Here is a 320-nt window from a genome sequence, read left to right on the forward strand (position 1 = left end):
GCGCACCGTGACCTCGGCCATTTCCGCCCCGGCCGAGAGCAATTCCCGCCCACTGAGGTGCTTGACCTCCGCCCAGACCGTGGCAACGTCCTGCCATTCCTGTGTTCGCTGACCGGAAGGCAGGGTGATCTGAACGAAGTTTTGTAACGTGATGCGATGACGAAGCCGTCCTGCCTGCATGGTGACCGCCTTATAAGTTGATGTGCCGATAGGGTTCCAATAAGGCTTTAAACCCCGCCGGGAGTGACTGGGCTTCGCGGTTCTCATTCCAGAACCCAATAGCCAATAACAACGCCAGCTCAATATCCGCCGATATCAGC

Annotated in this window: 1 protein-coding gene; it reads right to left on the minus strand. The window is 57.5% G+C overall.

Features of this window, described 5'->3' with window-relative positions; translation table 11 throughout:
• Positions 1-180 (minus strand): phage head closure protein (locus tag Xhom_RS25470; RefSeq protein ID WP_169928594.1); only part of this gene is annotated, 180 nt, incomplete at its 3' end.
• Positions 181-320: the final 140 nt, after the last annotated feature.

The sequence above is a fragment of the Xenorhabdus hominickii genome, from assembly GCF_002632725.1.
GTDB lineage: Bacteria > Pseudomonadota > Gammaproteobacteria > Enterobacterales > Enterobacteriaceae > Xenorhabdus > Xenorhabdus hominickii.